The organism is Flavobacterium sp. A45 (assembly GCF_002001005.1).
In the GTDB taxonomy this organism is placed as follows: Bacteria; Bacteroidota; Bacteroidia; order Flavobacteriales; family Flavobacteriaceae; genus Flavobacterium.
Genome location: NZ_MUNX01000146.1, coordinates 246,304 through 260,557 on the forward strand (window position 1 = coordinate 246,304; position 14,254 = coordinate 260,557).

The 14,254-nt window shown below is 33.9% G+C and carries 12 protein-coding genes and 1 riboswitch; of the genes, 10 read left to right on the top strand and 2 right to left on the bottom strand.

The features are described 5' to 3' along the window. Positions 1-40 precede the first annotated feature (40 nt). Positions 41-2,359: a patatin-like phospholipase family protein gene (locus B0E44_RS17525; protein ID WP_077378317.1), complete on the bottom strand. Its 2,319-nt coding sequence runs from the start codon at positions 2,357-2,359 to the stop codon at positions 41-43. 250 nt (positions 2,360-2,609) lie between these two features. Then, complete coding sequence (gene ahcY / locus B0E44_RS17530) at positions 2,610-3,926, bottom strand: adenosylhomocysteinase (RefSeq protein ID WP_077378320.1); 1,317 nt, start codon at positions 3,924-3,926, stop codon at positions 2,610-2,612. Positions 3,927-4,155: 229 nt separating this feature from the next. Here ahcY and B0E44_RS17535 point away from each other — a divergent pair, with 229 nt between their 5' ends. From B0E44_RS17535 to B0E44_RS17580, 10 genes are all read left to right on the top strand, one after another. Next, entirely contained in the window at positions 4,156-4,812 is a 657-nt protein-coding gene (locus tag B0E44_RS17535) for a 4'-phosphopantetheinyl transferase superfamily protein (protein ID WP_077378324.1), read from the top strand. Positions 4,813-4,878: 66 nt separating this feature from the next. Beyond that, positions 4,879-5,604, top strand: coding sequence for a geranylgeranylglyceryl/heptaprenylglyceryl phosphate synthase (locus B0E44_RS17540; protein ID WP_077378327.1), 726 nt, complete (start codon positions 4,879-4,881; stop codon positions 5,602-5,604). A 29-nt stretch (positions 5,605-5,633) separates the two neighbouring features. Further along, entirely contained in the window at positions 5,634-6,269 is a 636-nt protein-coding gene (gene pnuC, locus B0E44_RS17545; protein WP_077378330.1) for a nicotinamide riboside transporter PnuC, read from the top strand. Next, a complete protein-coding gene (locus B0E44_RS17550) occupies positions 6,218-8,344 on the top strand; it encodes a DUF4301 family protein (protein ID WP_077378333.1) in 2,127 nt (708 codons plus the stop codon). Before pnuC ends, B0E44_RS17550 begins: the two co-directional genes overlap by 52 nt. Position 8,345: 1 nt before the next feature. Beyond that, positions 8,346-8,750, top strand: a complete 405-nt coding sequence (arfB, locus tag B0E44_RS17555) for an alternative ribosome rescue aminoacyl-tRNA hydrolase ArfB (RefSeq protein WP_077378336.1) — start codon at positions 8,346-8,348, stop codon at positions 8,748-8,750. 80 nt (positions 8,751-8,830) lie between these two features. Next, a riboswitch (TPP riboswitch) is annotated at positions 8,831-8,924 on the top strand. A gap of 89 nt (positions 8,925-9,013) precedes the next feature. Continuing rightward, positions 9,014-11,230: a TonB-dependent receptor gene (locus B0E44_RS17560; RefSeq protein WP_077378339.1), complete on the top strand. Its 2,217-nt coding sequence runs from the start codon at positions 9,014-9,016 to the stop codon at positions 11,228-11,230. Between the two features lie 114 nt (positions 11,231-11,344). After that, positions 11,345-11,692: a hypothetical protein gene (locus B0E44_RS17565; RefSeq protein WP_124019369.1), complete on the top strand. Its 348-nt coding sequence runs from the start codon at positions 11,345-11,347 to the stop codon at positions 11,690-11,692. A 135-nt stretch (positions 11,693-11,827) separates the two neighbouring features. Then, complete coding sequence (locus tag B0E44_RS17570; RefSeq protein WP_077378345.1) at positions 11,828-13,102, top strand: hypothetical protein; 1,275 nt, start codon at positions 11,828-11,830, stop codon at positions 13,100-13,102. Next, positions 13,093-13,587 (top strand): hypothetical protein, encoded by a 495-nt coding sequence (locus B0E44_RS17575; protein WP_077378347.1) that lies wholly within the window; start codon positions 13,093-13,095, stop codon positions 13,585-13,587. Before B0E44_RS17570 ends, B0E44_RS17575 begins: the two co-directional genes overlap by 10 nt. 62 nt (positions 13,588-13,649) lie before the next feature. Then, positions 13,650-14,254 (top strand): hypothetical protein (locus B0E44_RS17580; RefSeq protein ID WP_131828095.1); only part of this gene is annotated, 605 nt, incomplete at its 3' end.

The following is a 14,254-nucleotide window of genomic DNA, read 5'->3' on the forward strand; positions in this document are numbered from 1 at the left end:
ACGGGTTTTTTGTTTTTGGTAATATTTGATGATTCTTTTATTATGGATTAAGAGATAATCCAACACTGAAAAATACCCTCACTTTGTCTATATTATTTATCCATGAAGCATCAAAGTGAATAGGCCCTAAAATAGACTGATAAGAAATAGCAGCTCCTCCAGACATTACAAGGCTTGTTTCGAGACTTTGATCCCAATTTCCTTTTGGAGTAAATACTTTGTCGATGTATTCGTTAAAATTGTCAAAACCAACAGATGCAATATTAAAATGTGGTGTTACGTATAATTTTCCCTTTAGATTCATTTGGGCACCAAGTTTAACTCCCATAAATTGGGTTACACTAAGTTCATCTTCATTCAGGCCGGGAAATGAAAAGCGATTGCTTCCGGAACTTGGTATAATTCCTCCTATGAAATATTTTGAAGCATAACCATAATCCGAAAAAGAGGCTTGGTCATTTTTAAGCTTGTCTTGAAAAATAAAATAGGAGTCAAAACCTATCATAGCCGTAATTTTCTTTTTTAAGAGCGCTCTCTTTTCAACCGAAAATCCAAATTTAGTATAGCCGTTTGTTGAGCTTGAAATACTTGTTAAGTCTGGGTCAGAAAATGAGATATTGGCGTTTGTAAATAAAGAACGGCTTATATTGGTTTTTAGAATTGTTCCATTCGTAGCAAAGAAAACTTTATCCATATCGTTATAGGAATAATGCAGGTTTATCTCGGAATCATTAAAATTATAGTTATTGATTTTAAAAAAATTATTGTTGTAGTCAGTATCGTATTTTGGTTTTACATTAGTGAAGTGGTAGTTTAAACCAAAACCAACGTAGCTTTTTAGTGAATTTAGGTTTTTATTTATCTCATTATTGAATTCAAAAGCATTATAGAGCATATTGTCTACAGAACTACCATCTATAAAAATTTCTTGACTTAAAAAGGCTCCATAAAGTTCAGATCCCCACCACCAGTCTTTGTTTTTTCCAAAATTTTTCTGAAAGCCAATTCTGGCTTTTGGCTGTTCTGCTATATCTGCAGTAATAAGAAGACGGGATGATTCGGCAAGAACATTTCTGGCGGTGTAATTAAGAATTAGCCCTACACCTCTATAAGTGTCATAATGCAAAGATGCGTTTAATTGATTTTTAGCATATTCAAAACCAGTTAATGCAATTCCGAGTTTATCTCCATCCGTTATGAAATAGTTATATGTGATTTGGCTAAAAAGATTAGTTCCCATGGCTCTATTAATGCCTGCAATTAGATCTTTAGTTGTGTATTTTGTATGTGTTTTGAGGTTTGTTCTAGCTAGAACCAAAGGAATGTTTTCCTTGCTGATGTTTTTGTAAACAATAGTGTCGACGATAAATTCATTGGGCATCTTTGGAAGTGCGTGAATTCGTTGTGGATATCCTTTTAATTTTTCTGACAAAGCTATTAAGGAAGGTAAATTTTGCTCAGTTGCAATTTTACCATCTTTATAGATTTCTTGACTTTCTGCAAAGTCGCCAGTAGAGAAGCGCAAGTTAGGCAAGTGATCTACCAAGATGTCACAGAGTGCTCGGTTCGCTGGATTTTTGATATTACTCGGAAACATACTGGTTTGCATTAATACAGTCGCAAAATTGTTCAGTTTTTCAATGGGTTCCATTCCGCCTCCTACGTCACTACCGATGATGATGTCGGCACCCATTTGTTTAGCGATATCTGTTGGGAAATTATTCATTACTCCTCCATCGACCAAGATTGTTTTTTCATAGTTCATAGGATTAAAAACGGCTGGCAAAGACATACTGGATCTCATGGCAAAAGCCAAACTGCCTTTGCTCAAAATAACTTCTTTTCCCTCAACCAAGTCGGTAGCCATCGCTCGAAAAGGTATTGATAGATTATCAAAATCTTTAACATTGTAAACCGGAAAGGTCAGCTCCGAAAGGTATTCTCTTAAGTTTTGATCATTCAATATAGAACTGACACTATTGGGTTTTCCGTCTTTAATTCCAATACCTGCCAAATATCTTTGAAATTCTCTTTTTTCTTCAACACTTACGGTTTTTAATGACTGGCCTCCTCCTAGTATTTTGCTCCAATCGATGTCTTTAGTGATTTTTTCGATACTGTCTCCAGAATATCCCATAGCATACAAACCGCCAATGATGCTTCCCATACTGTTTCCTACAATAAGATCGGGAACAATGTGTAAAGAATCCAGTTTTTGTAAAAGCGGAATATGTGCAATTCCTTTTGCGCCACCACCACTTAGTACCAATACTACTTTGGGTTTTTTCTCTTGGGCAAAATTAATTTGCGAAATGGTTAGTGAAAATAATAAGACAAATAAACAGAATGTTTTTTTCAAGGCCGTAAAATTTATGAATGTTCAGGAATAGAGTCAGTTTTATTTCTTGAAAAGAGTCAACTGATTTGTAAACTTACTATTTTTTTGTAAGATGTGTGTGCTTTTTTATTTCAAAAATGTTGATTAAATAATTGTTTTAAATAGTGATGCTTTTTTGGGGAATTGGTACATACCCAAAAACAAAAAACCCTCACATTTCTGTAAGGGTTCTAAAATAATCTAAAATCGTAAATCTAAAATCTACAATTATTTAGTATCTGTAATATTCTGGTTTAAATGGACCTTCTACTGCAACACCAATGTAAGCAGCCTGATCGTCACGTAAAACTTCCAATTCAACTCCTAATTTTGCAAGGTGCAAAGCAGCTACTTTTTCATCCAAATGTTTTGGTAACATGTAAACATCATTGTTATATGCTGCGCTGTTTTTCCACAATTCGATTTGAGCTAAAGTTTGGTTTGTAAATGAGTTACTCATTACAAAACTTGGGTGACCTGTAGCACAACCAAGGTTTACTAAACGACCTTCAGCAAGGATAAGAATATCTTTTCCAGCGATAGTATATTTATCAACTTGTGGCTTGATTTCGATTTTTGATGCACCATGGTTTTTGTTCAACCAAGCCATATCAATTTCGTTGTCAAAGTGTCCAATGTTACAAACGATAGTTTTGTCTTTCATTTGCTCGAAGTGACTTCCAAGAACGATGTCTTTATTTCCAGTTGTAGTAATGATGATATCAGCATTAGCAACAACAGTGTTCAATTTTTTAACTTCAAAACCGTCCATTGCAGCTTGTAAAGCGCAAATTGGATCGATTTCAGTAACAGTTACAATAGAACCAGCACCTCTAAAAGAAGCAGCAGTTCCTTTTCCTACGTCACCGTATCCGCAAACAACAACTCTTTTTCCTGCCAACATAATATCAGTAGCACGACGAACTGCGTCAACTGCAGATTCTTTACATCCGTATTTGTTGTCAAATTTCGATTTAGTAACCGAGTCGTTTACGTTGATAGCCGGCATTGGTAATGTTCCAGCTTTTACTCTTTCGTATAATCTGTGTACACCAGTTGTAGTTTCTTCAGACAATCCTTTGATTCCGGCAACCAATTCTGGGTAACGGTCAATAACCATGTTTGTTAAATCTCCACCGTCATCAAGAATCATGTTCAATGGTTTTCTGTCTTCACCAAAGAATAATGTTTGCTCGATACACCAGTCAAAATCTACTTCATTTAAACCTTTCCAAGCATAAACTTGAATTCCAGCAGCAGCAATAGCGGCAGCAGCTTGATCTTGAGTAGAGAAAATGTTACAAGAACTCCAAGTCACTTCAGCACCAAGAGCAATCAATGTTTCGATCAAAACAGCAGTTTGAATCGTCATGTGCAAACATCCTGCAATACGAGCACCTTTCAAAGGTTGTTCGTCTTTATATTCTGCACGAAGCGCCATTAATCCTGGCATTTCAGCTTCAGCTAGTTCAATTTCTTTTCTTCCCCAGGCTGCTAGAGAAATGTCTTTTACTTTGAAAGCCACAAAAGGCATAGTCGTTGTACTCATTTATAGTATATTTGTAATTGTAAATTTTTTGCAAATTTAGGCAATAAGTTTAGAAATAAACTAATTTATAAGATATTTGTGAATTGTTCAATCCCTTAATCTTTTGAACATTAGATAAATAATTTTTTTTGGAGCTAATCCCGCTATCCGCTATATCTTTTTCCGTGCAAAAAAAGCACGAAAAAAGGATGCCGCTACTATCGGGGCTAAAAATTACCACCACATCATTATGCCTTTATACAAAACCATAATCATAAATCCATCTACCCAAATTCTTGTTTGGGAAATAACCGAATCCTATAAAGAGCTTTTTGAGGCAGTCGTTCTCAATGATAGTAATATGAATCGATTGAACTGCATGAAGTCCGAAATGCATCAGCGTGCTTTTTTAAGTGTTCGCAAACTGTTTCAGGAAGTGGATTATACGGATTTTGATTTGTATTATGATGAATTCGGGAAACCGCATTTGTACGATGGTAAGCATATTTCGATTACTCATTCCCATCAATTTTCGGCCATTATTTTAAGTGACGAAGTAGTCGGAATCGATATCGAACTACAACGGGAAAAAATCATCCGCATTGCCGATAAATTTGCAGATACTGAGTTTGATTTTTTGAACGCCGAAGAAAAGACAGAGTACATTAGGAAACTAACCGTGATTTGGGGCGCCAAAGAAGCTATTTTTAAAATTAGAAACGAAAAGGGAATCAGTTTTAGAGACCATATTAAAGTCAATACTTTTCAAATGAACGATTCGCAAACCAAATCCGAACTTCACTTTGATGACATAATCAAAGATTTTAATGTTTGTTTTGAGGAATTTGAATCCAATGACAACAATGGTTTAAAACAAAATTTCACTCTTGTTTATGCTTTTGAATAATAAAAAAATAATTTTAAATCTTTACTTAGCTTTGCGTCTGTTTAGTGAATCTCTGTGTAACTGCTTATGACCAATATTTATAATGCCATTATTCAGGCCAAAACTGAAAACCGAAAATTACTTGCCATTCTTCTGGATCCCGACAAAATTGTTTGGGACAATTTGGGGTATTTAATCGAAAAAATTTATCAGTCGCCGGCAACTCATATTTTCATTGGCGGAAGCCATGTTCAAAATAATATTTTGGATGAGTTAATTATTCGTCTAAAAGAAAAAATAAGTTTGCCAATTGTCCTTTTCCCAGGAAATCCATCTCAGATTTCTGCTAATGCCGATGCAATCTTGTTTCTTTCCCTAATATCAGGTCGAAATCCAGATTATTTGATAGAACATCAAGTAGATGCCGTTCCAATTTTGAAAAAAACTCAACTCGAAATCATTTCGACAGGTTATATGTTAATCGAGAGTGGTAGTGAAACGGCGGTCGCAAGAGTGAGTAACACAAAACCATTGGACAGAAATAATAGCGATTATGCGATGCACACTGCCCAAGCTGGAGAGATGTTGGGAAATAAACTCATTTATCTCGAAGCGGGAAGTGGTGCAAAAAAAGCCGTTCCTGTTGAAATGATAAAAAAAGTATCAAATAATATTAAAATCCCTCTAATTGTTGGTGGCGGAATTATAGATTTGCAGGACATTCAAAAAGCCTACGAAGCTGGAGCCGATTTGGTTGTGATTGGTACTGCTTTTGAAAATGATCATAATTTTTTTGAATCAAGCCCAATCTAAAATCGTTAATCATAAATCTAAAATTTTAAATGTTAGACTATTTTTTTGCCCAATACAAAGGTTACCCGATTCACGAGGTTTATTTAGAATTAATTGGCGTTTTTTTTGGACTTTGGAGTGTTTGGTGTGCCAAGAAAGACAATATTTGGGTTTTTCCAACGGGTTTAATTAGTACGTCTATCTATGCTTATTTGCTTTGGCAATGGAGCTTGCTAGGAGATTCCATGATTAATGTATATTATTTTATAATGAGTATTTACGGATGGTATCATTGGACGCGAAAAAAAGGAGATGTCGATGAATTTCCCGTATCGGTGACGACAAATAAAGAAAAAATAATGGCTGTTTTTATTTTTATAATGACACTCATTTTTGTGATTACGGTCTATCTTTATTTTGATAAATTTGCAAGTTGGTATTCCTATGTAGATACCTTATTGACTGCAATATTTTTTGTGGGTATGTGGTTGATGGCTAAAAGAAAAATTGAAAATTGGATTTTTTGGATTGTTGGTGATTTACTTTCGATACCTCTTTATTTTGCAAAAGGATATACATTTACTTGTTTTCAATATATAATATTTACAATTATTGCCATTTATGGCTATTTAGAATGGAAGAAAATCTTGAACAGCTCGCAAAATCCGGAGCTTCGCCAATTATAAAAATTGCCATTTTTGGACCAGAATCTACTGGAAAAACGACTTTGGCAACACAGCTCGCCGAGTATTATAAAACGGTTTGGGTTCCTGAGTTCGCACGCGATTATCTACAGGAAAAATTAGATAGCGGTCGCGGCATTTGTGATATTGACGATATGCTGCCAATTGCTTATGGTCAAACCAAATTAGAGAACGAAAGTGCCTTAATTGCTAATAGGTATCTTTTTTGTGATACGAATTTAATGGTAACCAAAGTGTTCTCTGAGTTGTATTATAATTTCTGTGATTCCTTATTGGACAAAGCCGCTCGTGCACATCAATATGATCTGTTTTTCTTGACGGACATAGATGTGCCATGGGAAGATGATGGTTTGAGAGACAGTCCCGAAGGGAGGGAAACTGTTTTTGAGGTGTTCAAACAGTCGTTGATTGATAATAAAAAACCTTTTATTACCATTTCAGGTGATAAAGAAACCCGTTTAAAGAAAGCGGTATCCATCATAGAAGATTTGACGATGGCTCTTCAAATGGGATTTACCTCTCTTGATTTTTTGCAAATTTATGAGCACGGTATTCCTTTGAAAAATATACAAAAGCAATTTAATATTTATAGCAAAGGAATTTCAAAAAGTGTTTTGGTCAATCCAGCTACTTTAAATAATGGAATACTGAAATTGTCTGATTCTGAATTTGAAAAAAAAGCAAACTTTTTTGATGATAATAAATCAAAATTGAAATTAAAGAAATTCGTTCCGGCTTCGGGTGCAGCCACAAGAATGTTTACTTTTTTGAGAACTTTTTTGAATGAATATGATTTTGAGAATGAAAGTGTCAATGCTTATATCAATAGAAAAAAAGACACGGAATTAGCTCTTTTTATTATTGGAATGGATAAATTTCCATTCTTTGAAGCTGTAGATAAGAAGTTGAAGGAAGTATATCCCGATTTTAATACTTTAAGTCGTGACCATAAAAACTATTATTTTATAAAGACGCTTTTGTCACCAGAGTATTTTGACTATGCAAATAAGCCAAAAGGGATACTTCCATTTCATAAATATATAACTCATATTGCAGCTCCTATTCAAGAACATTTGAATGAATGTGCTTTTTACGGTACTTCGAATAATGAATCTAATTTGCATTTAACGGTTTCTGAAAATCATCAGGCTCAGTTTGAAGAAATTGTTGAAAATGTAAAAGGGGAGATTGAAGCAAAATCAAATTCAAAGATAAGTGTTTCGTATTCCTATCAAAAGAAAGAAACGGATACAGTCGCTGTGGATTTCGAAAATATGCCTTTCCGGAATGAAAAAGGAATGCTGGTTTTTAGACCTGGAGGCCATGGTGCTTTGATTGAGAATCTAAATGCGATTGAAGCTGATGTGGTTTTTGTCAAAAACATAGACAATGTAAGCCAGAATAGTATTAAACGGATTTCTTTTTATAAGAAAGCCTTAGCGGGAGTTTTAATAGAATTGCAGCACCAGATTTTTGACTATTTAAAAGTATTGGATAGTTCTGAAATCACTTCGGAGAAAATAAATGAAATTTTGGTTTTTCTGAAAAAGCAGTTGAGTATCGAGTTTAATGATGATTTTCATAAATTCAAATTAAAGAACCAAATCAGCAAATTAAAAGAAACGCTGAACAAACCTATCCGTGTTTGCGGAATGGTGAAAAATGAAGGAGAACCCGGTGGCGGTCCATTTTGGGTAATGGGTGCCGATGGTAAACAAACATTGCAAATTGTAGAAACTTCTCAGATTGATTTGAATAATCCAGAGCAAGTGAAAATTCTAAGCAATGCTACACATTTTAATCCAGTGGATTTGGTTTGTGGATTGAAGAATTATCAAAACGAGAAATTTGATTTAAAGGAGTTTGTCGATCAAACCAGCGGTTTTATTGTGCATAAAACCAGTACAGGAATCAATCTAAAAGCATACGAACTTCCTGGTTTGTGGAATGGTGCGATGGCCAATTGGCTAACCGTTTTTGTAGAAGTTCCTTTGTTTACTTTTAGTCCGGTGAAAACTGTAAATGATTTATTAAAACCAGCGCATCAATCGTCATAAAATGGAAATTCAAACTATCATCTCGGAGCTGAAATATAAGGCAGTTAGAAGTAGTGGTGCCGGTGGACAAAACGTGAACAAAGTTTCGTCCAAAGTGGTGTTGACTTTTGATTTGCAAAATTCCCAAGGATTTTCTGAGGAAGAAAAATTATTATTGAAAACCAATTTGTGTAAAAGACTAACTACAGATTTAATGTTAATCTTGAATTGCGATGAAGATCGAAGCCAACTTAAAAATAAAGAAATTGTTACGAAACGTTTTTTAGATATTATAAAAAAGGGATTGTATGTTCCTAAAGAACGAAAGCCTACCAAAATCCCGAAATCAGTTATTCGAAAAAGAATTAAGGATAAAAAAAATGTGTCAGAGATAAAGAAGTTTCGCCAAAAACCAAACATTGATTAATTCATTGCCTGCTTTTGTACGTTTGAAATGAATTCAGTAATTAGCAATTTGATTTTTTAGATTTTTAATATTACATTTGCCCCGTCTCAAAGGGGTGCTCCAAATAACGAGCTGAGATCATACCCAAAGAACCTGGGCGGGTAATGCTGCCAAGGGAATAAACGACAAAAAATAGCGTGCACACTATCTATTTGTTGTAGAACAATCATTTATTAATTTAAACAAAAGAATAATTCCCCCTTTTATTCGTAATCATTTTACGGATGAAAATTTCAATTCATTTTATTGGCTTTAAACAAGTCAGCACGAAAACGGCTCAATTCTCAAAACGTTTTCTATTTTCTATTTTATTTACTTTAACATCTTTTCTCTCTTTTTCGCAAGTAAAAGACACTACGAAAGTTAATCAACTAGACGAAGTATTGGTTTCGGCAATACGAGTGACCGTAAAAACGCCGGTTACCTTCAGTAATTTGGACAAAAAAGACATTCAAACACGAAATCTAGGTCAAGATATTCCTATTTTGATGAATTACCTGCCTTCTGTGGTAACTACATCTGATGCCGGGAATGGAGTTGGTTATACCGGAATTAGGGTGCGAGGGAGTGATGCTACCCGTGTGAATGTTACCATCAACGGGATCCCATACAATGACGCTGAAAGTCAAGGAACCTTTTGGGTCAACATGCCTGATTTTGCCTCTTCAGTTCAGAGTTTGCAATTGCAACGTGGAGTAGGGACTTCTACAAATGGAGCTGCAGCTTTCGGCGCGAGTTTGAATATGTTGACCGATTCCTATGCGGATAAGGTTTCGGGTGAAATTTCCAGTTCTTACGGAAGTTTTAATACGTTTAAAAATACCGTAAAATTCAGCACAGGTTTGATGAATGACCATTTTGAAATTGCGGGCCGTTTATCCGTTTTAAAATCAGATGGGTATGTGGATCGAGCGAGTTCTGATTTGAAATCGTATTTTCTTCAAGGAACTTATGTAGGAAAAACAACTTTGATTAAGGCATTGGCTTTTGGTGGAACCGAAAAAACTTACCAATCTTGGTTTGGTGTGGATGCAGCTACGTTGGAAAGTGACCGAACCTTCAATGCAGCCGGAATGTTTACCGATGAGTTTGGCAATATCCGTTTTTATGACAATCAAACGGATAATTACCAACAAGACCATTATCAATTGCATTGGAATGAAAGGATTTCAGAAAATTGGAGCACGAACTTGGCATTTCATTATACCAAAGGAAAAGGATATTACGAAGAATACAAGGAAGATCAAGATTTTGGAGATTATAGTTTAGCGCCAATTACAGCAGCACCAACAGTAAATACTACAGATTTAGTTCGCCAAAAATGGTTGGATAATGATTTTTACGGAACTACTTTCTCAGCCAATTATAAAAAAGACAATTGGGATGTTATTTTAGGTGGCGGATGGAATAAGTACGAAGGAGACCATTTTGGGAAAGTTATCTGGGCAAGATATGCTTCGACAAGTGAATTAGGGGATCATTATTACGATGATTTTTCGACGAAAACGGACGGAAATATTTTTGCAAAAGCAAATTATCAAGTGGCTGATAAATGGAGTTTGTTCGGGGATTTGCAATTGCGAAATGTTACTTATAAAGCCAATTCCACGGAAACAGGTTTGGTGGATGATAATTTTAATTTTTTTAATCCAAAAGCTGGAGTTACTTATGAATTGAATGAAATCAACAGTTTGTATTTCTCGTATGCGAGAGCCAATAGAGAACCTAACAGAACGGATTATGAAAATGGAAGTCCAAAGCCAGAAAAGCTAAATGATTATGAATTGGGATGGCGTTATCTTTCGGATAAAATTAAGCTGAATGCCAATGCATATTATATGGGATATAAAGACCAATTGGTTTTGACGGGAGAGCTGAATGATGTGGGAGCGCCAATAAGAGCAAATAGTGGAGATAGTTATAGACTTGGTTTGGAGTTGGATGCTACTTTTCAGCTTTCGGATAAATGGGTTTTACAGCCGAATGTGACTTTGAGTCAAAATAAAAACAAAGACTTCTATTTTGCTAGAGATGGTGTTTTACAGAATTTAGGAAACACTAATATTGCTTATTCGCCAGATGTAGTTGCTGGAAATCGTTTGGGATTCACACCAGTCAAAGATTTTCAAATATCATTGTACTCCAAATTTGTTGGGGAACAGTATATGGCAAACATTGATTCTGAAGGATCGAAATTGGATAGCTATTTTGTTAATGATTTGAATGTATCTTATGAGTTTAGGCCGAAAAGTATTTTTAAGTCTATTTTGGTTTCGGCTTTGGTCAACAATATTTTTGATTTAAAGTATGTCAGCAATGGGTACTTCTATACTTATGATGATGACTACAGCAATCCGCCAGCGATAACAACAATAGAAGGGGCAGGATATTATCCTCAAGCGGGTATTAATTTCTTGATTGGATTGAGTTTGAAGTTTTAGACTATTAGATTTTTTTTAATATCACTAAAAGTAGGTATTGTTTTATGTTTTTTTTTGTTGTTATATTTGTAAAACTTGCTAAGCAGAATGTTACATTTTTTAGATAATTATAATATGAATGCAAAAATTACATTATTAAGCAGATTATTTCTTTTAACAGTATTTTTTACTTTTTTAAGTTGTGAAAAAGATTTGCAGGAAGAAACAATTCAAGACCAGGCAGAACAAAACATTGAGAAAAAAATAGAAGGTAAAGTTAATTATGTAACGATTGATGATGTACCTTTTTTAAAATCAGCTATTAAAAAATTTCAAGCCAAAAATAAACTTACAGCAAAAGCAGTTACAAATCAAGAACTGGATTTGAGTCGCATCGCTGAATATGAAGGAACTGATGGTTATGTAAGCTACAGTATCCCTATTGAACAACCTGCTGTGGAAAGTAATGATTATTATTTTTAAAATTTAAACATTATTAAAAGTGGTGATCAATACGAAACTTTCATCATAAGGTATAATTTAGATAATGATACGCAATATTTAGATTTTTCAAATTTTACAGGTACAACCGAATTTTTCACTAATGAATACAAGCCAGTGAGTACAATTGCTTTTCAAGGAAGTACAGCGAGAAGAGTAGATGTTGCCCCTTCACCTCCTGTTGACAATTTGGGAAGTGGTGGAGGATGTAGCTGTAGTCCAAGTCTAGTGGAAAAGCTATTTAATTGGATTAAGGATGCAATTGACAATGTAGGCTATGCTATAGGCAATATTAGTATTACAGCCTATTCAAATGCGGGTAACAATGGATATAATTATAACCCGTATGTTATTGTTGTGACTCCTCCTGATATGGGGACGTCGAATAACCCGAATTATCCCGATCCAAGCGGTGGAAGTTCTACCATAATAGTTTCTCCCAACGAGCCAGAATGGACTCCGACAAATTCGCCATCGATTATGGCAAAAAGATTGTGTAGAAGAATTGATTTTAGCGACTTTACGGTTCGCGATTGGTTATTAGACCCCAATAATATTCAAGCAGTAAAAAGTTCTTATTTTGTACTTTTGGAAGAAAACACTTTGGAAAACCAATTATTTGTTAAACAGGCAATAGAAAGCATGAAGATGGGAGCCGAGGTAGATTTTTCATATAGGGTAATTACTGATTCATCATTTAAAAATAATCCATGTCTATATGGTGTTTATACACAACTAGGTAAAGCCTCTACTTTTCAGAGCTATTTGAAAAAATTTGATGGGAGTTTTTCGGTTGCTAATTTAAAATATAGTGTTGGTGTTAACCCGAATCATCCTAAAGCAAACGCCGTGACTTATGAACCTAAACATTATTTGATCGAAACAAGATTTAACCCAAATAATCTACGTAGGCCATCGTTAGATATTGCAAGAACATTTATTCATGAAATAATTCATGCAGAGATATATAGAAAATTGTTAAGCTGTGCAAAGCTTCCTAATGTCAATATTAACAATATGACAGATTCTCAATGGCAAACCTATATTCATAATTTAAAAAACAATTTCCCAGGACTTTTTGATTATTATATGAGATATTTATATGCAGTTCCTAAAGATCAGCAAATTTCTGGCACACAACATGAACTAATGGCACAGCATTACAGAAAAATTATTATTCAAGTTTTAAAACAATATGATAATAATCAGCATTCAGATGAATTTTATAACGCATTAGCATGGATTGGATTAATGGGAGAGGGTGATATTAATGGAACAACTTTTTTGCCGCCAAATCCTACAGTAGCATGGGGTAAAGTACCTTTGTCTGAAAGATTACAAATAAAAGCAACATATGATAACTTTATTAATTCAACTCCATCATGTCAATAAAAAAATATTTTTATATCTTAAGTTTAATAGTTATAAATGGTTGTTACTCTCAAGAAAAACAAACTGATACAGTTGTTTTGTTTTTAAATCTTAAAAGTAAAACGATCACATATTCTATTTCCAAGGATACAACCTCTGCTTCTTTTGGAATTTACAGGAAAGGTTTTGAAACAAAAAAATCAAGGGATAATGCAATGAAGCCATATTTATATAGAGGAAAAAACACGATTAAAAATTTTGAAGATTTGAAAAAAGCAAATCCTAAAGATATGCCAAAATCAGACATGCTGCCAACTTTTTCTTTGAATTATTGGTCTATTAAAATGCCTGAATATTTAAAATCAGTTAATGGTATAAATTATATAACTGAAGAAGAATTCAGAGCTAAAGAGCTAAATTATTTATCTAAAAAAATATATATGATTCACAAACTTGATAATGGGTTGTATTTGAAATGGGATGTAATACCTACACCTGAAGAATAATTATTTAGATTGTATTAGACCCCAATAATCTTAAAGCAGTAAAAAGTTCTTATTTTGCACTTTTGGAAGAAAATACTTTGGAAAACCAATTGTTTGTTAAACAAGCTATAGAAAGTGTTAGAATGGGTGCGGAAGTTGATTTAGCCTACAGAGTGATTGTCGATCAATCATTAAAAAACAATTCAAACTTATATGGCGTATATACACAATTAGGGAAAGCACCAACATTTGACAGTTATTTAAAGAAATTTGATAGTCAGTTTTCAGTTGCTAATTTGAATTTAAGTGTAGACAATCAATTTAAAACCAAACAAAATCCTGATTATTGGGACGCTCAAGCCATAACACTAACTCCTGAAAATTATTTAATTAAGATAATAATTAATAATGACGCCGGTTTACCAAGCAATATCATGAAATTTCCAAAAATAATTTCGGCATTAGTATTTATTCATGAAATGATGCATGCTGAATTATATAGAAAATTATTGACCTGTTCAAAACTTCCTAATGTAAATACCGAAGATATGACAGATGATCAATGGAGAAATTATTTAAAAAATATGCAAAACAAATTTAAAGATTTATATAAAATTTACACCAAGTATGCTTTAAATACTAAAGAGCCATCTCCATATCAACATCAATATATGGCACTGAAATATAG